We start from the raw sequence: 20,474 nt of genomic DNA on the forward strand, positions 1-20,474 counted from the left end.
TCGCTCATCCTTCGCTCCTACTGTTTCTTGAGACCAACATGATGTTGGTCACTTGCTTTACGATACATGTATTACAGTTTGGGGAATTTATAGTTTGAGAGAGAGGAAATGGAACAAGTGCCCGTATTGCGAGGAAAATATGACGAGGAAACAAATTTCATGAAAGTTCTTTGTACCATTTCGAGAAAAATATGATTCTTGTAATAAGTATATTTATGTGAAGCCATACGAGAGGAGAAAAATCTATTACGTATTACTGATGTATAGCTTAAATTCGGTATTAATGCAGCTAATTATTAACTTAAAGTAGAAAAAATAATTCGTAGAGGGGGAAAGTAGATTGGTGTCGAATATTCTTTCTTAAGGTTTGGATATGACCGACCAAAGGGGGAGTTAGAATGGCAATGTACTTTTCAATGTATTGGCACTTTATTATTATGGCTATGCTTGTGATGATCTTTAGTGGTGTCATAGGTTTTCGTTTTCCACGCTTTCCGTTTTATATTGTCCTAATTGCTAGTGGAGTGATCGGCTATGTTTACAGTGTTTTGACGAATTTAGAAGAACTATTCTTTGTTTTTATTATTGCTAATGTTTACATGTCAATAGTTCCGATTGTTTTAATTGAATGGGCAGTCTATATGAGGAAAAAGGCAGATGAAATCGAGATGCATATGAGTTTGGTTCAAAAATAATGATGAAATGCTTAAGAAGAACACCTATAAACGTTGGTAAAACAACGGTTATAGGTGTTTTTTGTTTAGTAATAAGTAATTAACCAATTAAAAAGCGCTTTAAATCTTAAATTTAGAGCTTGAGGCATTTTTATGAGATATCCGAAAGGGTAAAATAAAAATTTAATTTTTCATTATATCAACAAATTTCTGGAAAGGTTTTTTAATTATTGCATTAGTAATACTAAAACCTCTTATGAAATCTGTTTTATTGTAAATTAAATGTGAAATCATTCTTAATACACACAATAAAATTTAATTTAACATTTCATAAACAATGATTTTATCAAAATGGGTATACGACTTAAAAATAAATAAGTGTCATGGGGATTTGACAATTATTTTCAAATAAGTTGTATATCGAAATCGCTTATTTGTTTGAAATGCGATTTAAAAAACTACCATTAACTTTTCAAGCTACTAATAAAGCGCTAGGGTTCGGTATTTCTCCAACAGGAGATGGAGCAGATGAAATGCAAAGAAAAAGCGTTCATTTTCTAAATTACTAGATGATTTACGGTGATTTTTTGAACTAATTGTAGGATTTAAGTGGAGGAAATGATGAAATAAGCGCCATTTTAGAATTCTTTTAAATCAACATTGTCACTTATTCATGTTCATTTTGATACAAAAAAGGTGAAATTCATGAGCAAAACCAAGGATTTACATATAAATTTCAGCATCAAAATAATGGATAATCCCAGCTTAAACACATCGAAAATGAAATAAATTACACACATATCACGCATCGCTTTCCATCAGTTGACATGTAAAATGATGCGTGTTATATTTCAATAAACGAATATCTCGAATTCAAGATATTATACAATCACATAAGTAGGAGGGCGCTTAAGATGATGGAATTACTCAATCGAATGAATGCATTAGCAGTAAGAAATAAGGAAGTTGGCTTAACGCCTACTGAAGTAAAAGAGCGTGAGCAATTACGCCAACAATACTTGCAGCAAATTCGTTGTCAAGTGTTAGCTAATATGAATTGCTTTGCATTAAGTCGATGAATTTGGACAGGATGTAACACTAGCTAAAATTAAACAATATAAAAGCAATTCACTTTATTTCTAAACTGAAGGAGGCACTTAACATGAACATTAATGGGCATCACCATATTTCCATGATTACGAAAGATGCAAAGCGTAATAACGCATTTTATACAAACGTATTAGGGTTACGTCGAGTGAATATGACGGTAAACCAAGATTCACCTAATATGTATCACCTATTTTTCGGGGATCGAACAGGGTCACCGGGAACAGAATTAACGTTTTTTGAAATTCCAAATGCGGGTCAAACACATAAAGGGACAAATAGCATTTCGCGTATTGGCTTATTTGTACCGACAGTCGAGAGCTTGGATTATTGGAAAGAGCGCTTCACTCAGTTTGGTGTTGCGTTTGAAACAGAAGTAACGGACTATGCGAATAAAGCAGCACTTCATTTCCGAGATCATGAAATGCTCGAAATGGTGTTACTTGTTGTACCTGAAAATACAATTTTGCCAGCTCAATGGGAAGCTTGGGAGAAAAGTGAGGTTCCGAACGAGCATCGCATTTTAGGAATGGCGAGTGTGGAGTTGAAGGTGCGTAATCCGAAAGCGACGGCGGAAGTGCTACATGAACTTTTCGGCTATGAAGTAGTAGAGCAAAAAGGTATCCAAACGATTATGCAAACGGAAGCGGGCGGGGTATTTAGTGAGCTTGTGTTGATAGAAGAGGATGGTCCAGCTGAAAAGCCAGGAAGAGGGAGTGTGCATCACGTAGCGATTCGTGTGGAAAATGTGGAGCAACTAAAGCGTTTCGATGAGCTACTAAAGGCGCGCGGCGTAACGACTTCAAATGTAGTTGATCGCTATTACTTTGAAAGTGTGTACTTCCGTGATGCAAACAACATTTTATTTGAACTCGCAACCGATGAACCGGGCTTTACGATTGCCGGGGATATCGAGACGTTGGGTGAAAAACTGCATCTACCACCAAAATTTGAGCATCGTAGAGAAGAGATTGAAGCGATGTTAACACCATTAGATTAATAAATAAGCGGCATATGCTCGAGTTTCACTTGAGTGTATGCCGCTTATTTATTGAAGATATATTTAGTGCTTATAAGTCGATATTACCGACCGTTTAATGTCTTCACTCACCGAGGTTCAGTTTGATCGAAACAAAAACGATTCACTTTAAGAGCAGAAATATGAATAAACGACAACTTTTCTTAATTTTCTGAATGGTTTACTTGTGAACTATATGGCGTTATAATGAAGTCGAATAAATTGAAAAGAGGCGATTTTATAATGAGATTACAAGATAAAGTTGTTATTATTACGGGTGGTGCTGGTGGTATCGCAACAGGTATGGCGATGGCAATGGCAAAAGAGGGTGCTATCCTTGCGTTAGTAGATATTAATGAAGAAGCAGGTCAAAAAGTGCTAGCAAAAGTACACGAATACTCACCACAATCTATTTACTTCAATGGTGACTTATTTGATGTAGCAAACTTACCAAATATCGTAACTACTGTCGTAGAAAAGTTTGGTAAACTAGATGTATTAGTGAACAATGCACATGCATCTACACAAAAACCGTTTGAAGAGTTAACACAAGAAGACTTCGATTTATCATTTGGTACTGGTTTCTACCCAACTTTCTACTTAATGAAAGCAGCATTACCGTATTTAAAAGAAACACAAGGCTCTATTATTAATTTTGCATCTGGTGCTGGTTTAGCTGGTCAACCAACACAAGCAGCATACGCAGCTGCAAAAGAAGCAATTCGCGGTATTACACGTGTTGCGGCAAATGAATGGGGCAAGTATAATATCAATATTAACTTAATCAGCCCAATCGCGAAAAGTCCTGGTGTAGAAGCATGGGCTAAGCAGTTCCCTGAAATGTATCAGGATAGCTTATCTCGAATTCCACTTGGTCGTTGGGGTGAGCCGGAAGAGGATATCGGTCGTGTAGCTGTTTTCCTCGCTTCAGAAGATGCTCGCTATATTACAGGACAAACAATTATGGTTGATGGTGGTTCAGTTCAACTACGTTAAGATCGAGGGATATCATAATGAAGAAGCCAAGTATTTACGAATTAGTTAATATGGTCGAGCAGGTAAACAATGCAAGTATTATTCAATATACCGATAGCTTATCAAAACCAATTGGAATATCGTCCATCATTGTGTTAAGCGAAATAAAGAAGCAAAAAAAATGCCAGCCAATCCAATTAGCCAATAAATTAGGCTACTCAAAAAGCAGCATTACCGCTATTTCGAATAAGCTACTACAAGCGGGCTATATTACAAGCATTGCTGATCCACACGACCGTCGAAGTATCTCCTTTGAGGTTACAAACGAAGGTATCGCTATATTAAAAGAAGCCGAAATGCTTGGTCAACAATATTACGAAACGATTTATTCCGTTTTGACAGAAGAAGAGCTTTCTCAATATATCCATATCCAAAGAAAGCTACTGTATCATCTTAAAAATTAAATCAAACATAAATAAGCTCCCTCACTTGCCATTTAACTTGGTCTAAGTAGGGGAGCTTTGTTTTGATAATAAACAGTATGGCAATGATTGTGAATGTCTCACGATATTTATATGATCAAACAATGAATTGGAAAAATCCTCTTTTAAAGATTAGAATAAGTTAAGAATAGTTTTACAGCTACTAGAAGGAGGAAAGACGAAGTGAATTATAAAGAAATTATGGATATCAATCAGTGGCAACAGATTTTAGCTACCTCCAATGAACAGCCTATTGTTGTGTTCAAGCATAGTACAACATGCCCGATTAGCGCAGCAGCGTATCGTGAGTTTGCATCGGTCGAGTTACAAGAGGCATATTTAGTAAAGGTAATTGAGCATCGTGATGTCTCAAATGAGATCGCTAAGGATTTACAAGTACAACATGCGTCACCGCAAGCGATTGTTATTCAAAGCGGTCAAGCAACTTGGCAAGCGACACATTATAAAATTACAGCGAATGCGCTAAAAGAAGCATTGGCATAACTAGTGTAACCCACTTAAAGGTCTGTTAGATTCATTTCTAGCAGACTTTTTTGAATGGAAAGACGTTATTTTTGAAGTGACGTATTTGCAGCTATATGGCGTAAACAGTGTATAATGATAGAAGGTATTTCGAATTTTTGAATTATTTTATTTCCTCATTTCAAGTTTAAGTGAGAATCATATGCAACTTTTTTGAAATGAGGTTAGTATAAAGAGAAGTATTAAGTTAAAATAGCAATTATATAAACTTAGATAATAGTAAATTCGGGGAGTAAAAAATGATGAAATTAAATGAATGGTTAAACACAGAAGTGCCGAATATCGCGCACTCGCTGAATGAAATCAATCAACGGTATGTTGATATTGAAAATTCGATTGGTTTTTCAGGAAAAGATAAAATTTATAAAGTGCTTCATAAGTTCCAGGCCGTATTGTTTCCGGGGTTTTATAATTGTCAGCCGATTGATGAGACAAGATTGAATGTTGAAATTAGTAATAATTTAAGAGAAGCTGCGTTAGATTTACGCGATATCCTTGAAAAAGTAATGATTTATAACAGGAATACGACTGAATCAGTATATAACCAACAAGAATGTAGAGAACAAGCGGATAACATTGTGATGACGCTTATTAATAAGTTGCCGACAATTCGTCAACTCATTCAAACCGATATTCAAGCTGCCTATAACGGGGATCCAGCTGCTGTTTCTACAGAAGAAATTTTATTAAGCTATCCGTCCATTATTGCGATGTGCATTCATCGTATTGCGCATGAGCTGTATAAATTAGATGTAAAAATTGTTCCGCGCATTATGTCCGAATATACACATCAATTAACAGGGATTGATATTCATCCAGGTGCGTCAATTGGGGAATCGTTCTTTATCGATCACGGAACAGGTGTCGTCATCGGTGAAACATGTACGATCGGAAAAAATGTTAAAATCTATCAAGGGGTTACATTGGGTGCGTTAAGTTTCCCACTTGATGAAAATGGTAACCCGATTAAAGGCATTAAGCGTCATCCGGACATTGAAGACAATGTCATTATTTATGCAGGTGCAACAATTCTAGGAGGAGAAACAAAGATTGGTCATGATTCCATTCTAGGCAGTAATATTTGGGTAACGCATTCGATCTCACCGTATTCCCGAGTGTATAATTCGCAGCCATCACCTAAAATTAGTAATGGCCAAATGAAAAATAGCGGTTCTGAAATGTAGTTTTTATTAATTAAAGGTGATTTTAAAAAATAAGAATAAAACCTCTTCTTTTGCAAATCATATGATTGTTTGAAAAATATGATGAAGAGCGAGGTTTTTAGTATGGGTGTAGTAACAAATAACAATGACAAATTTCAGGCATGTATTGATGCTTGTTTAAAATGTGTACAGGCTTGCTATGAGTGTTTCAATGCATGTTTAAATGAACCCGACTTAAACGCACGAAAAAATTGTGTAAGCACACTTGTTGAATGCGCAATGATGTGCGAAATGTCAGTATCAATGATGTCAATGAATGGACAGTTTTCTAAAGAACATTGTGAGCTATGTGCAAAAATTTGTGATAAATGTGCAGAAGAGTGTGCTATGTTTAAAGACGATCATTGTCAAAAATGTGCTGATATTTGCCGTATGTGTGCGGAAGAATGTAGAAAAATGGCTACTATGTAATTTATTAAAGAGAAGAATGGCGAGGAAAGGTATGATTAGTCTTTTTCCTCGTTATTTTTTTATGTATGTGAAGAATTATACTAAAATAAGTATTAACAAAGAATGTCAGATGTGTTGACTATACAAATATCAATGGGGAATTAGCGTGATTTTTTAGTGGAATGGTTGATAAAAGTGCTTGCTCGTTGAGTGGAGCGGAGGCGACTCGACTCGACTCCTGCAGGAAAAGCACTAGCCGAAATAAATTAGTTGAAGCCGTGCTTGCGGAAAGCGAGTCAGCCGTAGCGGAAATCAACGTATTCTAATGCTCTATTTAATAATAAAAGGTAAATCAACACGCGTGAAAGAATGTCATAGTGTCCATCTTACAGAAAAAACTGCAAATATCCTTATTTCACAAACAATGACACCAATGTAGTTTGTTTTTCATACTATATTTTGGGGTGAAAAAATGCCAAGAATCAAATACCGAGATGCAGATATTGATTTAATGGCAAGGATGATGCGAGCGGAAGCCGAGGGTGAAGGGAACCAAGGGATGTTATACGTTGGAAATGTTATTGTGAATCGTGCACTGGCAGATTGTTTAGACTTTAAAGATGTCAGAACGATTGAACAAGTCATTTATCAGGTACAGGGAGGAAATTACTCTTTTGAAGCGGTTCAAAAGGGAAATTTATTTTACCAAAGAGCGCGATCTTCTGAAAAAAAATTAGCAAAACAGAATTTAGATTATTGGAGACAACATCCAGCGAAATTTGCACTTTGGTATTTTAATCCATATGCTCCGTGTCCTCCAACATGGTATAATCAACCATTTACTGGTCAATTTAAAAGTCATTGTTTTTATGAACCAATAGCGGGAACATGTGAAAGTGTTTATATTAATTAGGTGGTTATAATTTTCCCTTTTGGTACTAAGCATACAATATGTTTAGTTGGAAATACTGGTAGCCCGCAGCATTCACTCGATTGAAAAACTTAAACGCCTACGTGCTAAAGCATGTGGGCGTTTAATAATAAGAGACGAATAGACGAAATCGCATATCCGTACAATATATTATTTTTAGTGTTATCCTAGTTCACAGGTGCTCTCTTTTATCTAATTTTATGCAAAATCCTCATCCGATACATCTTAAAGAGGACATACACAATAAAGTAAATGAATATAGAGGAAATCATTATATTTATGACTGCCCCGGTTAGAAATAAGTAGCCACTAGAATGCATACTATCTATTCCATCGACGGTATGATAAAGGGCATTTATGTAATCGACATCTTCAACCTCATCTACCACGGTTTTCCGATCTAGTATAAGGCTCCCGACTTTATAATTTAACAGAAACAGAAGTGGCCAAGCAGGAGTTCCCATAACACCGCCTACAATGGCTGAAACTGTATTTGCTCTTACTAGTTTCGCCAAGCCAATGGATAGGACTGGACCTAATCCAAAAGTAGGGAACCAGTGTGGAATGAGCCCCATTGTAAAACCAGCTGCTACTTGATGTGAACTTGCGTTTAGTCGAAATAAACGGAGAAGGTAATATTTCATTCTACGCGCTATTTTCATTGTAGTTTACATTCCCTTCTTACCACAATCACCTTAAAAGATTATGTAAGTATTGTACCACACGTCCCACTCTACATATATCTACAAATTTCTGCATAAAACATTTTTGTTCCTAATGAAATGATGATTTCGAGACATTGTGAATGGATTTACTTAAATTAGCTATATAGGTTAGTGATATGATAGTATGGAAAAAATGACCAAAAATATTATTTTAAAAGAGGGATACGATGAACTACTACTAAATTGTAAAAGAAGTCATTGATGAGTGGGATCCGAAGCGATTTTTACATCACACACCTGACGATGAATATCATCCAGAAATAAGAGATATTGTAGCGTTACTACCAACAGCGACATCGATTGAACAATTAGCTGTCGTGATACACGAGGTGTTTGTGAAAATGTTTTCAGTAGATGAAGTATATTCGATTCAGAATTGTTATCCAATTGCATCGAAAATTTGGAATAAAATGAATGGTTCAATGCCCAAATCGGTTCTTAATAAAAAGGGGTTACTATAAAAGCACATCCTAATATTCCAATATTTTTAGATTAACTAAAAAGAGAGCACAAAATTTGTGCTCTCCGCATCCTAACGACGATGCTCCACAAGGTCAATTGCACCTAGCACGATATGGGCTAAGCCGAAACCTAAAATGGTGTTCGCAATTGCTTGATTGGAACTACTTCCTTTTTGTCTCATCGCATAGCCTGTTGCTGTTACTGCCGAACCTAGGATCGTTGGGATTAAACCTTCACGAATATTCATAAAAGCTCCCTCCATCGTTGTTAGTTGGTGAGAAAACACCACATTTATTTTGTGTATAGCAATAAAAAATATACGGGATATTTCAAGGCATTTTTTTAGCGAAGCAGCAAATACTAAAGCCATCTCTGGAGCAAAGATTAAAGTTAACGGTGGTGGCAATGCTTGAAACGAAAGTATATCATGATGTTCTCCATTTTTATTGTCTTTATTTCGGTGTTTTATTTTGGCTATAAATCGTATGCGGACAAAGGAAGACGTTATTATGAAGAAGCAGGGCAAGTTGTGTGGGATATTAATACGAGTGAAAAAGTGGTAGCTATTACATTTGATGATGGTCCAGATCAAAAATACACAACGAACATATTAGATTTACTTGCTGAATATGAGGCAAAAGCGACTTTTTTTATTGTTGGTCAATATGCTGAAAAATATCCTGAAGTTGTACTGCGACAGTATGATGAGGGGCATGAAATTGCTAATCACACATATACCCATACACGCAGTCAATCGATACAACGAATTGAAGACGAGTTAAAAAAGACAAATGAAACGATTTTTAGTATTACCGGGTTTAGGCCAACCTTATTCCGTCCAGTTGGAGGACAATATACAGATGCGATGATCAATACAGCGGTCAAAAATGGTTATACAGTTGTCATGTGGTCGTGGCATCAGGATACAGAGGATTGGAAAAATCCAGGGGTCCACAAAATTGTAAATAAAGTATTAAAAGGCACGAAACCGGGGGATGTCATCCTATTTCATGATGCTGGTGGTGATCGCAGTCAAACCGTTAAAGCGCTAGAAGAAATTTTACCAGCACTTAAAAATCAAGGGTACGAATTTATAACGATTTCTGAGCTTATCGAACGGAAGAAGGGGAATATAAGTAAGGTAAGCTAACTAGATGGAATAGTTATGCCAACCGTCGTTTCTAGTGATTTAGAAGCGACGGTTTTGTTGTGGCAAATTTTTTCAAGTGACTGTGAAAAATGCGGTAGCAATACATTCGAAAAAATTACGGTCTATCCTAAAGGGGGGTAATTAATTGAGTGAACAATTCGGAACAATCATGACGGATATGGGCCTTGCAGCTATCGCTAATGCAGCCATTCAGAAAACAGAAGTAGATTTTGTCAAAATTGCAGTAGGTGATAGCAATGGCTCTTATTACACGCCGACTAAGGAAATGACAAAATTACATAATCAAGTTTTAGAAGGAGCTATTTCGTCGAAAATAACTCAAATCGAATTGAAATTGTAGGGGATGTCCCCTTTAGTGCAGGCGGTTTCTATGTTAGGGAAGTAGGGCTTTTTGATTCGCAAAATCAATTACTTGCTATTGGTAAAGTAGCGGAGTCATACAAGCCTATTATGCAACAGGGTAGCGCAAAGGACATGACGCTTGAAATTGTTATCGAAGTTTCGAACGCAAGAGTTGTCACCTTGAAAGTAGATCCTACATTTATTTATGCATCAAAAAAATATGTCGATGAACAGATTATTTTAAAGTTAAAAACCTTTAGAACAAAAAATAATAACTATCGAGCAGACAGTACAAGAAATCGATGACCGACTTACTACGCATTTGGCGGAAAATGCGAGTCCGACAACAAAAGGTCATGTTCAACTATCAAGCGCTACTAATAGCGCATCCGAAACATTAGCGGCTACTCCAAGAGCTGTAAAATTAGTTAATGATTCGTTAGATTCTCATGTTAATAAATTATTTACAGACTCAAATGGTGTACATGGTTTAAAAATCGAGACAGGAAACTTCACCCCGTATTTTTATGGAAGTACGACATCAGGAACAAACACATATGTAATACAGTCTGGAATTTATTATAAAATTGCTAATTTAGTAAAGATCGATTTAATAGTACAAATTAACGTAAAAGGTACAATGACAGGGAATTTAGAAATTGGTGGTTTACCTTTTGTGGCTAAAGCAGAAGCGCATTGTTGTTTTGGTGGGTATGCGTTAGTTAACTTAGGTGATTATAGTGATTTGTTGGGAACAGTTGTAGACACAAAAATTACGCTAAAAAAAAGTGGCAATAATAAAACAGAAGCCCGTATAGTACCAGATGATATTGTTAATCAATCCTTCATGAAAATATCAGCAACTTACACAAGCAAATAGGAGGGGTAAAAATGATTGAAAAATATACGATAGATGATTTAACCAAGGATGGTGTTTGTATTAAAAAACAAACGTATATCGAATACGAAGGACAACAATATCCAGTTGGAGAAATATGGAGAAGAGCATATTTGAATACTGTTAGTGGGCGAAATCAGGTAATTGTTGAATTACCAGAAGCTCAAATTAATGCAATTTTAGCGGTATGGGAGGACATCTAACTCTTATAATATAATTGTTTTTTTGGGAAATGTATGGAAAAGTATAAAGAATGATGCTATAAAAAGGAGTGGTAAGTTTTGAGATTACAGTATGGAAGGTAGATTAATTATGCAAAGTAGAGAATATTATAGTTGGGTAGATATTTTAAAAGGGTTGGGAATAATTTTAGTTATATTAGGTCATTTACAAGTAGCTCCTAATCTTATTAGTTATATATATTTATTTCATATGCCCCTTTTCTTTTTTGTTTCCGGCTATTTGATGAATGTAAATAAATTCGCTAAAGTAACAGATTTTATCAAAGGTAAAACAAAGACATTATTATTACCTTATTTAGGGTTTTCTATAATTTCTATTATTTGCTATAGCGTTTTTACTGGAGCAGAGATAAGTATAAAAGAATCCTTCATTTGTTTCATCGAAGGAAAAAGGAATTTTATTTATTACAATATAGCTTTATGGTTTTTGGTGGGAATATTTGTTGTAGAGCTAATGTATTTCTTACTTAAAAAATATATAAAAAATGATATTTTAATCTTTTTAGTAAGTATTTTTATTAGTTTTAGCGCCGTAGTTTTTTTGGAAGTTATTCAATCTCCAGATTGGATATGGAGTATTGATACAGCTTTTTATTATCTGGTATATTTTGTAATAGGAAATTTACTGAAAAGTCATCAAAAAAAATATAGTGCTAGTAACTTTGTTCAAAAAAGCATAATGTACACTATTGTATTCTTAAGCTTTTCGTTAAATCTCATACTTTTGCTAATTCCAAGCAAAATCCAATTTGTCTATAGCATTATAAATGGGAAAAACGAATTTTTATTTGTATGGTTATTTATTTGTGGACTATCAGGTATAGTTACTTATATTGTTATATCTAAATATTTAGGAAAGTCTTCTGTTTTAGAATTTATAGGGAAAAACTCACTTATTATATTTACGCTACATTATCCTTTAGGAATATTAATAATTGACTTATTAAAGGTTCAATTGCAAATTGAGCTACCACCATCAAATATTATTGGGATTATACAAATGATATTAATCTTATTATTATTAAAACCAGTAATAAGTATAATCAATAACAAATTCCCATTTTTAATAGGTAATAAATTAAATTTTAAAAGTTAAGAATGGTTGAAAAGCTAAAAAAAATGCTGGCTTTTTCATTATGTTTCGCAGTAACAACAGAATGAAATAACAAATTTTCAAGCCTTCCACAATCTCTGTGGAGGGCTTTTATGTTGAAAAAAAGGAAGGTGTTTTCTGAAAACAGTTTCAAAATATCGAATAACTCATAATAAACTAGCGTGTTTTATATATTTAAAAAATTTGTACATTTTAGCCGTAAAAACTTTATTTTGTACCAGTTTTTTGTAATAGTGGCTTGAACTCTTCATTATCCCCCTTTTTAATTAAAGTATTAAGAGAGGAGAGGTTGTAAGATGAAAGAGCAAAAACAGACTACCGAAAAAACAATGGATAAAAGAACTATGGAAGATCTTATTATTAGCTGGGGATTACCTGAATACCTTGAATCGAAAAAAAGCAGTATTATCTTTAAATTTGATGACGACGGGCTAACGGATACAAGTGAAAAGGGCTATCATTGTAAAGATGGAAGTGTGAAGTTTTGTCTATATGATGAGGAATTAGGGAAGGTTTTATTTTCGATGGAATTTTTTAGAAGTGGTTTCGGAATAAAACGACTTTCTCCAGAATCTAAATTTGGAGTGACGTTACAACTACTATTCGTTCATGATGAATCATTAAGGAAAAAAGGAATTGCTAGTTATTATTTTAACGGACTTCGAGAATATGCGATTCGTGAAAAGGAAAAGTGCATCCGGGTAAATGCAAATGCAAATGCTAAAAATTTCAGAAAAAATAGTAAGCAAAATGCTTTGAGTCAAAAAGATTTAGAGAAATTCTATAAAGATAGAAGTACACCTGTAATGCCTGTAGAGCTAATTTAAATACAGTCATCCACATAAGTTTTAAAATGTGCAGTAACTTTTAAATTAATTAAATAGCAAAAATATTTCGAAAAGCAGTCAATCAACTAGCGTTTTTTTATTCCTAATATTTGATGTGAAAATAAATAGTTCATACTATCCAATTTTTAAAAAATTTAACCTAATTTTAACCTTTCTCATATAAAGTTGAAAATGATGTTTAATTATAGAAACATTAAAAATAGTATGAGAAAAGGAGGAATTAAAATGGGTATCAACAATAACTATTTAAAAGCAACAGTAGGTCTTACTTTAGTTGTCAGTTCTGTGCCTATTTTTGCACCGGTTTACACTAAGGCAGCCACCTTTTTAGATGTGCCAGATTCTGCTTATTACTCTGACGCCGTGAGAGAATTAGCCGAGCGAGGAATTTTGATTGGTTATGGAGATGGTACATACAAACCTAATCAAGTGGCTACGCGTGGGCAAATAGCAAAGATTTTGGCTGGTATTTTAGGACTCGATAAGACAAATGTAGTAGACCCAGGATTTACCGACCTTTCACCTGACAATCCTTATTATGGAGCGATTGCTGCCTTAGCACAGGCGGGCATTATTAGTGGCTATGAGGATCATACGTATCGTATGAATGAACCTGTTCAGCGTAAACATTTAGCGAAAATGCTGGTGAAAGCATTTCATTTGCAATCACCAGAAGGTGCGACAATGCCATTTACGGATGTACGTGAGGAATATAAGGATTATATATTGGCACTTTATACAAATGGCATTACAACAGGGAGAACAGCAACGCAATTTGATGGTGAATCGTACGTCACACGCGGGCAACTTACAGCATTTGTTGTGCGAACAGAGGAAGCCGTCCAATCGGCTGTGAATGAGGAAGAGAAACCGAATACAGACTTGAATCCACCGACTGAATCTCTTCCAGAACCCGGACCAACTTTAACATTTACCGTATCAATAGAAGGAATAACGGGGATTTTTTCAACCGATAAGGAATATGAATTAATTACATCAGCTGTAATTGGGAAGATTTATTTGGATGAGGATGTTGTAAAAATCACCTTCGTTTCAGAAGAAGCTATTCCGAAAGGGTCGTTTAAAGCAAAGATTAACAATGTCGAGTATGAATTTAACTTTAATAGGAATGAAAATAAGTGGATATTGACAAAGTTTAAGGAGGCTATTTCATCAGTATCAGAGCCAACACCAGTACCATATTCATCGACTACGATTCCAGTAACAGGTATCTCGCTGAACACTACAACTGCAACAATCAACGAAGGAGAAACGACACAATTGACGGCCACAATCTTACCGGCAAATGCGACGAATAAAGATGTGACATGGACATCCTCAAATCCGACGGTTGCAACGGTAGATGCAAATGGTAAAGTGACGGCTATTGGTGAAGGAACCGCAACGATTACAGCAACAACAGTGGATGGATTAAAAACAGCAACTACGACAATCAAGGTAGTCGTTCCAGTGACAGGCATCTTACTGAACACAACAACCGCGACGATCAATGAAGGGGAAACGACACAATTGACGGCCACAATCTTACCGGCAAATGCGACGAATAAACATGTAACATGGACATCTTCAGATGAAAATATTGCAACGGTGGATGCAACTGGTAAAGTGACAGCTATTGGTGGAGGAACAGCAACCATCACAGCAACAACAGTGGATGGATTAAAAACAGCAACCGCAACAATTGAAGTCGTCGTTCCAGTAACAGGCATCTCACTGAACACAACAACCGCGACGATCAATGAAGGGGAAACGACACAATTGACGGCATCAATCTTACCGGCAAATGCGACGAATAAACATGTAACATGGACATCTTCAGATGAAAATATCGCAACGGTGGATGCAACTGGTAAAGTGACAGCTATTGGTGGAGGAACCGCAACCATCACAGCAACAACAGTGGATGGATTAAAAACAGCAACCGCAACAATTGAAGTCGTCGTTCCAGTAACAGGCATCTCATTGAACACAACAACCGCGACGATCAATGAAGGGGAAACGACACAATTGACGGCATCAATCTTACCGGCAAATGCGACGAATAAACATGTAACATGGACATCTTCAGATGAAAATATCGCAACGGTGGATGCAACTGGTAAAGTGACAGCTATTGGTGGAGGAACAGCAACCATCACAGCAACAACAGTGGATGGATTAAAAACAGCAACTACGACAATCAAGGTAGTCGTTCCAGTGACAGGTATTGCATTAAATGAGACGAGTGGGAATCTTCAAGTTGGTGATACAAAGACACTAACTGCGACCGTAACACCAACTAATGCGACGAATAAAAATGTAACATGGTCTTCTTCAGATGAGAATGTTGCGACTGTAAATACGGCAGGCGTTGTATACGCAGTCGCACCAGGAACAGCAACGATTACAGCAACAACAGAAGATGGTTCTCACAAGGCCACATACACAGTAACAACCTCTTAAGAAAAATAAACGAAACGTTACTCGATAAATCGGAATAGATGAAACGAGTGGGTTTAGCAACAAAACTAGACCTAATTATGAAGAAGAAATGGTTGGTGAAAGACCAACCTCTATCGAACAGTCAGCCGATAGAAGCCTAATCCTCCTGCATCCAGTGAGACGCGACCACGTCGAAGGGGTGAAGTCAGGTGAAGTCGTACTCGCAAAGGCGAGGCGGGGCTCTTTAAAAGATGGCAATGGTTAGGACAACGAATCCATTATGTAAAGCACGAGTATTTAATCTGTATGATAAGAAGCTACGCTAGGGGTTTTGTACAGATTCATCGAGTTGGAATGCTCGATTGGCCATGAAAGTAATTGACTGTTAAATTCATGGTGGTACGCGGTCGCAAAGTGGAAACCTAAAGTCATCAAAACAAGGGATTCTCTTCATGGAACGTTTGAAGCCTTCTATGCGTAGGTGGGGCCAGCACCAAAGAGGCATGAAAGGTGGCTGCGGGTTTGTAGTAGTGATGATCGCTAGCCGTTTGGACTTGTATGGTAACATACGAGAAGGAGAAAACTAGCAGGAGCGAAGGAACCCAGTCAATGAATCGATTTTATACGTATCTCCTAAAGTAAGTATTGAACATAACTATGATTATAAATGATAACCATGGGTTATTTAGTAAGGAAAACTTACTAATGAGCAGTATTATTGGGTGTGTTTAATACTTAGGAGATATAGTGTTATTCATTGACGGATCGCCGTATGCGATGAAAGTCGCCTGTACGGTGAAGGCTCGTTATAAAACCTAGAGACAGATAAGGTATAAGACGAGAATAGCGGATTTACACCACAAAAAATCACTTTTAAAAATGACCAGGTTACTTTCGGTTTAGTTGGGACGTCTGTTGAATTATCTCAGCAAGGAATCGTATCAGCTAAAATAGAGAACGGACAAATTGAGGTTACTTCTATTTCTGCTGGTTCAGTTATGCTTAAAGTAAAGGACGGTACAAAAACGGCTGGTATTCATTTAAAAGTAGATGAAACAGGAAACATTACAACTGTTGACACTTATCCCTACACAGGAATGAATCGACCACCAATTTTGGTAAAAGTCCATGAGCCATTGTCAACAACAGCAGAACAATCTGTATCTGGTAATGTAGGATTATATTTTGTAGATTTAGAAAATGACGAAATCAAATATACTATTCGTACTGGTGTTTCTTATGGTTCTCTTTTACTCAATACTGTCTCAGGGGTGTTTACATACAAGCCTGATTATAATACTATTGTTCAAAATGATACTTTCACTATTTCAGCATATGATACAAGCATGGGTAGTAGTATCATCAAGGTAGATATTATCATAATGTTCTAGTAGTAACAGTAACTGTGCAGAAATAAGAATCATTTTTTAGAGAACGTCCATTTGGGCGTTCTTTTCTTTTTATTCATTAAGACCAAAGCAACGCACTGTACTGAGCAGTGCTATTTTTATTTTCAAGAGGTGAGAGTATGATTTTGGGGGCAACGATTATAGGGAGTACAAAAATTTCAGAGGGAATGGCAACAAGTAATAATCCATGGGCATATTTAGTAGGGGGATTGCTAGTCGCTTTAGCGATTATAGGGCATCATATTTGTAAAGATTTGAAGAAGCAGCAAGAGCATTTAGCCAATTTGGATAAAGAACATCGAGGCGATTCTAAAAAGCGAGAAGAACGCCTAAATGAGCAAATCGACAAGTCTATAGCTGCTAATGCATCTTTAGTGGAAACACAAAAGGAGATCATTACAACGATCAGTGCTGTGCAGGAGTGAAGTCGAATTTAAGTTCATTGGAAACTGATTTTAGTAAACGGATGGATGAATTAGAGCAAAAAATTTCGAATAAGAAGAGTGCTTAACATGGATTTAACAGTATTATTCGTCGTAGCAATTGCCATTCTTGGTATTATCAAAGCATTCGTTCAGGTCGTGAAAATAACATTTAAATTAGCTAATCAGTATGTACCGATTGTCTCTGTGGCAGTCGATATTTTAATAGGGATTGCAGTATGGCCAATCACAGAGTACTCAATATACATCATGGCTCTAGGTGGTGCAATGGGTGGTTTGACTGCTTGTGGCACGTTTGACTTTACTAAAGTTGTAAAGAGTGGTGATAAGTAATGGTGCAAATCCGTCAAAACTGAGTACCCAAGTTAATTATCGATAAGGTGTCATATGGTAAGGGTAATTGTAAAAAACGTATCTGTGTACACGAAACAGATAATACACGTACTGGTGCAGATGCACATAACGAACTTCAAAAGAACGGTAACAGTCGACAAGCATCATGGCATTGGCAAGTGGACGATTAAGAAGCAGTTCAATCATTTACTCATGATATACGTTGTTGGACAGCAGGTAGTGGTAATAATGAAGCCATTCAGGTACATTTAAAGGATTAGAAGCTGCTAATGCAGGTGCTACAAAAATTAAAAATGCCAAGTTGGCTAGTATTGTACATGTACAAAAAGTGTAATAAATAAGTACAAGCCAGTTACCTTAGTAGTATCGCTTTTTAGGAATATAAAAAGCAAAAAGGCATCCCAATTTAGAGGTGCCTTTTTGCTTTTAACCCTTACAGCTGCCCGTTTTATCTCCCCAAAATTCTCCCCGAAATCGTCCCCAAATAGAGCGTTTTTGTATGGATTTGTATGGAGGATATTACTTTAACAGTTTTATCATGAATGTTGATATATCAATGTTTGTAGGGCTTTTTATTCGCTTGTATGGACTACTTTAAACCTTGACTTTCCTTCCACTCAAGGAATTCATCATACGTACATTGCTTATCTAAAATTGAGCCGTCTTCGCGGATTTCAATGACACGGTTCGCAATTGTTTGGATGAATTGGTGGTCATGTGATGTAAATAGCATCGCACCTTTGAAGCGGATTAAGCCTTCGTTTAGCGCTTGAATTGATTCAAGGTCTAAATGGTTCGTTGGCTCATCTAGAATAAGCACGTTCGAGTTTGAAAGCATCATTTTAGATAGCATACAACGAACTTTTTCTCCACCTGATAAAACAGCAGGTGATTTTTTCACCTCTTCACCAGAGAATAACATACGACCTAAGAAGCCGCGTAAGAAGCTTTCTGTTTCGTCTTCTGGTGAGTATTGGCGTAACCATTCTACTAATGTTTTTTCACTGCCTGTGAAATATTTGTCATGGTCGTTTTCAAAGTAGCTTTGAGACGTAGTGACACCCCATTTGAATGTACCAGCGTCCGGCTGTGCTTGCTCCATTAAAATATCAAATAGTGCAGTTTTCGCATTTGGACTACCAAGTAATACGACTTTATCTTCTTTATTCATCGAGAAACGAATGTCTTTAAATAATGTTTCGCCCTCTAGTGAAGCTGTTAAACCGTCAACCGTTAATACATCATTCCCGATTTCACGACCAATTTGGAAGTTAATGAATGGGTATTTACGGCTTGATGGACGAATGTCGTCAAGCTCGATTTTATCCAGCATTTTTTTACGAGATGTTGCTTGCTTCGATTTAGAAGCGTTCGCAGAGAAGCGTGCAATGAATGCTTGTAATTCTTTAATCTTCTCTTCTTTTTTTGCATTTTGGTCAGATTGCATTTTTTGTGCTAATTGACTTGATTCATACCAGAAATCGTAGTTACCAACATATAATTGAATTTTCCCGAAGTCAAGGTCCGCAATGTGCGTACACACTTTGTTTAAGAAGTGACGGTCATGGGATACAACAATTACTGTGTTTTCGAAGTTGATTAAAAACTCTTCTAACCATTGAATTGCCTTTAAGTCAAGGTGGTTGGTAGGCTCATCTAGTAATAGTACATCTGGCTCACCGAATAGTGCTTGTGCAAGTAAAACTTTTACTTTTTCAGCGCCTTCTAGATCCGCCATTTTTGTATAATGTAATTCATCACCAATGCCTAAACCATTTAGAAGTGTTGCTGCGTCAGATTCTGCTACCCAGCCGTTCATTTCCGCGAATTCGCCTTCAAGCTCTGCTGCACGCATACCATCTTCATCAGAAAACTCTTCTTTTGCATAAATAGCGTCTTTTTCTTTCATGACTTCATATAGACGTTTGTTCCCCATAATAACTGTCTCTAAAACAGTGAACTCATCGTATTCGAAGTGATTTTGTTTAAGTACCGATAAACGCTCGTCCTTACCCATTGATACGTGGCCTTCTTGCGCCTCAATATCACCAGCTAAAATTTTTAAAAATGTTGATTTACCAGCACCGTTCGCGCCGATTAGGCCGTAACAGTTGCCTGGTGTGAATTTAATATTTACGTCGTCAAATAATTTACGGTCGCCATAGCGAAGACCTACACCACTTACTTGAATCATGTAAGTACCTCCTTGAGATATTAGATTATGATTTTGCGGTTTGTTAATGATTTAAACCTTTATACACAATGCTTTTTATTATAACACAATGGATGGGTGAAATTAAATACAGAGATGATATTTGTATAAAGGGTAATTTAATAGGTATGTAAATATCATTAAATTTTTCTAATCATCAAAGTATCGAGCAAATTGGTGAAATCTGGACGTTCACTGTACTTCAAACTGTCCTTGAATTTTGTCTATGAACGCTTCTTCTAGGAAGTACTGACCTGGGTGCAGCAGCGCACATTCAACTAAATAGCCCTTTTTAAAAAATCGAACTCGCATTAAAAGAGGAGTCTGTCCAAAAGTCGGTTTTCTCCTAAGACGTGATTCAACTCTTCCTTCAATAGGCTATTTTCTCATAACAAAATGATTTCAAACACGATTCATCTCATGAAAATCTTAAGTTTTTAAATGGTTATGAATAATTCAAGATCTAATT

The 20,474-nt window shown here is 36.2% G+C and carries 22 protein-coding genes and 1 pseudogene; 20 read left to right on the forward strand and 3 right to left on the reverse strand.

Annotated features, from left to right (window positions below):
- Positions 1-398: 398 nt before the first annotated feature.
- From ACQQ2I_RS09855 to ACQQ2I_RS09895, 9 genes are all read left to right on the forward strand, one after another.
- On the forward strand, positions 399-695 hold the full coding sequence (locus ACQQ2I_RS09855) for a hypothetical protein (RefSeq protein ID WP_431030341.1): 297 nt from the start codon (positions 399-401) through the stop codon (positions 693-695).
- Positions 696-1,588: 893 nt separating this feature from the next.
- Entirely contained in the window at positions 1,589-1,753 is a 165-nt protein-coding gene (locus ACQQ2I_RS09860; protein ID WP_431030342.1) for a DUF896 domain-containing protein, read from the forward strand.
- An 83-nt stretch (positions 1,754-1,836) separates the two neighbouring features.
- Positions 1,837-2,781 (forward strand): ring-cleaving dioxygenase, encoded by a 945-nt coding sequence (locus ACQQ2I_RS09865; protein ID WP_431030343.1) that lies wholly within the window; start codon positions 1,837-1,839, stop codon positions 2,779-2,781.
- 261 nt (positions 2,782-3,042) lie between these two features.
- On the forward strand, positions 3,043-3,795 hold the full coding sequence (locus ACQQ2I_RS09870) for an SDR family NAD(P)-dependent oxidoreductase (protein ID WP_431030344.1): 753 nt from the start codon (positions 3,043-3,045) through the stop codon (positions 3,793-3,795).
- A gap of 17 nt (positions 3,796-3,812) precedes the next feature.
- Positions 3,813-4,238: a MarR family winged helix-turn-helix transcriptional regulator gene (locus ACQQ2I_RS09875; protein ID WP_431030345.1), complete on the forward strand. Its 426-nt coding sequence runs from the start codon at positions 3,813-3,815 to the stop codon at positions 4,236-4,238.
- Positions 4,239-4,439: 201 nt separating this feature from the next.
- Positions 4,440-4,760: a bacillithiol system redox-active protein YtxJ gene (ytxJ, locus tag ACQQ2I_RS09880; RefSeq protein ID WP_431030346.1), complete on the forward strand. Its 321-nt coding sequence runs from the start codon at positions 4,440-4,442 to the stop codon at positions 4,758-4,760.
- Positions 4,761-5,041: 281 nt separating this feature from the next.
- Positions 5,042-5,983, forward strand: a complete 942-nt coding sequence (gene epsC, locus ACQQ2I_RS09885; RefSeq protein ID WP_431030491.1) for a serine O-acetyltransferase EpsC — start codon at positions 5,042-5,044, stop codon at positions 5,981-5,983.
- Positions 5,984-6,085: 102 nt separating this feature from the next.
- Positions 6,086-6,433, forward strand: coding sequence for a four-helix bundle copper-binding protein (locus ACQQ2I_RS09890; RefSeq protein ID WP_431030347.1), 348 nt, complete (start codon positions 6,086-6,088; stop codon positions 6,431-6,433).
- Between the two features lie 451 nt (positions 6,434-6,884).
- Complete coding sequence (locus ACQQ2I_RS09895) at positions 6,885-7,325, forward strand: cell wall hydrolase (protein WP_431030348.1); 441 nt, start codon at positions 6,885-6,887, stop codon at positions 7,323-7,325.
- 206 nt (positions 7,326-7,531) lie between these two features.
- Here the strand turns inward: ACQQ2I_RS09895 and ACQQ2I_RS09900 are convergent, their stop codons facing one another.
- A complete protein-coding gene (locus tag ACQQ2I_RS09900) occupies positions 7,532-8,005 on the reverse strand; it encodes a DUF2062 domain-containing protein (RefSeq protein WP_431030349.1) in 474 nt (157 codons plus the stop codon).
- Positions 8,006-8,265: 260 nt separating this feature from the next.
- On the opposite strand from ACQQ2I_RS09900, the gene ACQQ2I_RS09905 reads away from it, so the two are divergent.
- Positions 8,266-8,529, forward strand: coding sequence for a DUF1871 family protein (locus ACQQ2I_RS09905; RefSeq protein WP_431030492.1), 264 nt, complete (start codon positions 8,266-8,268; stop codon positions 8,527-8,529).
- 71 nt (positions 8,530-8,600) lie between these two features.
- Here ACQQ2I_RS09905 and ACQQ2I_RS09910 read toward each other — a convergent pair whose 3' ends face one another.
- Entirely contained in the window at positions 8,601-8,777 is a 177-nt protein-coding gene (locus ACQQ2I_RS09910; protein ID WP_431030350.1) for an asparagine synthase, read from the reverse strand.
- A gap of 162 nt (positions 8,778-8,939) precedes the next feature.
- Between ACQQ2I_RS09910 and ACQQ2I_RS09915 the strand changes: the two genes are divergently transcribed.
- The 10 genes and pseudogenes from ACQQ2I_RS09915 (at position 8,940) to ACQQ2I_RS09960 (ending at position 17,772) form a co-directional block, all read left to right on the forward strand.
- Positions 8,940-9,680, forward strand: coding sequence for a polysaccharide deacetylase family protein (locus tag ACQQ2I_RS09915; RefSeq protein WP_431030351.1), 741 nt, complete (start codon positions 8,940-8,942; stop codon positions 9,678-9,680).
- A gap of 178 nt (positions 9,681-9,858) precedes the next feature.
- Positions 9,859-10,349 (forward strand): annotated as a pseudogene (locus ACQQ2I_RS09920) (phage tail protein).
- A 16-nt stretch (positions 10,350-10,365) separates the two neighbouring features.
- Positions 10,366-10,923, forward strand: a complete 558-nt coding sequence (locus ACQQ2I_RS09925; protein ID WP_431030352.1) for a phage tail protein — start codon at positions 10,366-10,368, stop codon at positions 10,921-10,923.
- 11 nt (positions 10,924-10,934) lie between these two features.
- Positions 10,935-11,144, forward strand: coding sequence for a hypothetical protein (locus ACQQ2I_RS09930; RefSeq protein WP_431030353.1), 210 nt, complete (start codon positions 10,935-10,937; stop codon positions 11,142-11,144).
- 91 nt (positions 11,145-11,235) lie between these two features.
- Entirely contained in the window at positions 11,236-12,279 is a 1,044-nt protein-coding gene (locus ACQQ2I_RS09935; protein WP_431030354.1) for an acyltransferase family protein, read from the forward strand.
- Positions 12,280-12,593: 314 nt separating this feature from the next.
- A complete protein-coding gene (locus ACQQ2I_RS09940; protein WP_431030355.1) occupies positions 12,594-13,124 on the forward strand; it encodes a hypothetical protein in 531 nt (176 codons plus the stop codon).
- Positions 13,125-13,370: 246 nt separating this feature from the next.
- Entirely contained in the window at positions 13,371-15,608 is a 2,238-nt protein-coding gene (locus tag ACQQ2I_RS09945) for an Ig-like domain-containing protein (protein WP_431030356.1), read from the forward strand.
- Between the two features lie 977 nt (positions 15,609-16,585).
- Positions 16,586-16,978, forward strand: coding sequence for an Ig-like domain-containing protein (locus ACQQ2I_RS09950; protein ID WP_431030357.1), 393 nt, complete (start codon positions 16,586-16,588; stop codon positions 16,976-16,978).
- Between the two features lie 137 nt (positions 16,979-17,115).
- On the forward strand, positions 17,116-17,421 hold the full coding sequence (locus tag ACQQ2I_RS09955) for a hypothetical protein (protein ID WP_431030358.1): 306 nt from the start codon (positions 17,116-17,118) through the stop codon (positions 17,419-17,421).
- 87 nt (positions 17,422-17,508) lie between these two features.
- Positions 17,509-17,772: a hypothetical protein gene (locus ACQQ2I_RS09960; RefSeq protein WP_431030359.1), complete on the forward strand. Its 264-nt coding sequence runs from the start codon at positions 17,509-17,511 to the stop codon at positions 17,770-17,772.
- Positions 17,773-18,382: 610 nt separating this feature from the next.
- On the opposite strand, the gene ACQQ2I_RS09965 is transcribed toward ACQQ2I_RS09960, so the two are convergent.
- Positions 18,383-19,987, reverse strand: coding sequence for an ABC-F family ATP-binding cassette domain-containing protein (locus ACQQ2I_RS09965; protein ID WP_431030360.1), 1,605 nt, complete (start codon positions 19,985-19,987; stop codon positions 18,383-18,385).
- Between the last annotated feature and the right edge of the window lie 487 nt (positions 19,988-20,474).

Origin of the sequence: Lysinibacillus sp. LZ02 (genome assembly GCF_050613145.1) — a bacterium.
Classification (GTDB): Bacteria; Bacillota; Bacilli; order Bacillales_A; family Planococcaceae; genus Lysinibacillus_B.

Coding starts and splice junctions, on each gene's coding strand:
- epsC (WP_431030491.1), top strand. CDS start 5,042: ATGAAATTAAATGAATGGTTAAACACAGAAGTGCCGAATATCGCGCAC.
- ACQQ2I_RS09860 (WP_431030342.1), top strand. CDS start 1,589: ATGATGGAATTACTCAATCGAATGAATGCATTAGCAGTAAGAAATAAG.
- ACQQ2I_RS09950 (WP_431030357.1), top strand. CDS start 16,586: ATGCTTAAAGTAAAGGACGGTACAAAAACGGCTGGTATTCATTTAAAA.
- ACQQ2I_RS09855 (WP_431030341.1), top strand. CDS start 399: ATGGCAATGTACTTTTCAATGTATTGGCACTTTATTATTATGGCTATG.
- ACQQ2I_RS09955 (WP_431030358.1), top strand. CDS start 17,116: ATGATTTTGGGGGCAACGATTATAGGGAGTACAAAAATTTCAGAGGGA.
- ACQQ2I_RS09870 (WP_431030344.1), top strand. CDS start 3,043: ATGAGATTACAAGATAAAGTTGTTATTATTACGGGTGGTGCTGGTGGT.
- ACQQ2I_RS09930 (WP_431030353.1), top strand. CDS start 10,935: ATGATTGAAAAATATACGATAGATGATTTAACCAAGGATGGTGTTTGT.
- ACQQ2I_RS09875 (WP_431030345.1), top strand. CDS start 3,813: ATGAAGAAGCCAAGTATTTACGAATTAGTTAATATGGTCGAGCAGGTA.
- ACQQ2I_RS09935 (WP_431030354.1), top strand. CDS start 11,236: ATGGAAGGTAGATTAATTATGCAAAGTAGAGAATATTATAGTTGGGTA.
- ACQQ2I_RS09965 (WP_431030360.1), bottom strand. CDS start 19,987: ATGATTCAAGTAAGTGGTGTAGGTCTTCGCTATGGCGACCGTAAATTA.
- ACQQ2I_RS09895 (WP_431030348.1), top strand. CDS start 6,885: ATGCCAAGAATCAAATACCGAGATGCAGATATTGATTTAATGGCAAGG.
- ACQQ2I_RS09960 (WP_431030359.1), top strand. CDS start 17,509: ATGGATTTAACAGTATTATTCGTCGTAGCAATTGCCATTCTTGGTATT.
- ACQQ2I_RS09940 (WP_431030355.1), top strand. CDS start 12,594: ATGAAAGAGCAAAAACAGACTACCGAAAAAACAATGGATAAAAGAACT.
- ACQQ2I_RS09945 (WP_431030356.1), top strand. CDS start 13,371: ATGGGTATCAACAATAACTATTTAAAAGCAACAGTAGGTCTTACTTTA.
- ACQQ2I_RS09865 (WP_431030343.1), top strand. CDS start 1,837: ATGAACATTAATGGGCATCACCATATTTCCATGATTACGAAAGATGCA.
- ACQQ2I_RS09900 (WP_431030349.1), bottom strand. CDS start 8,005: ATGAAAATAGCGCGTAGAATGAAATATTACCTTCTCCGTTTATTTCGA.
- ACQQ2I_RS09890 (WP_431030347.1), top strand. CDS start 6,086: ATGGGTGTAGTAACAAATAACAATGACAAATTTCAGGCATGTATTGAT.
- ACQQ2I_RS09910 (WP_431030350.1), bottom strand. CDS start 8,777: ATGAATATTCGTGAAGGTTTAATCCCAACGATCCTAGGTTCGGCAGTA.